General features: G+C 32.8%; 1 protein-coding gene. It reads left to right on the plus strand.

The window, feature by feature from the left end:
* Nucleotides 1–268: transposase (locus tag ACXAHM_RS26460; protein WP_474967084.1), on the plus strand; the 268-nt coding region annotated here is incomplete at both ends.

Below are 268 nucleotides of genomic sequence, written 5' to 3' on the forward strand. Positions count from 1 at the left end.
AAAAAGTATCCTATTGTAATTGATTCCTGGCAACGTAATTGGTCAGAATTGACCGCTTATTTTGACTATGATCCGATGATTAGGAAGATGATTTATACCACTAATGCAGTGGAAGGTTTCCATAGACAAGTACGTAAGGTTACCAAGAACAAAAGTGTATTTCCAAATGATATGTCGGTGCTTAAATTGATCTATTTGGCTCTTAATAATATTAGTAAAAAATGGACTATGCCTATCAATAATTGGGCTTTAACTGTTCAACAATTAA

This window comes from Flammeovirga sp. AWQ4_249, assembly GCF_056161045.1.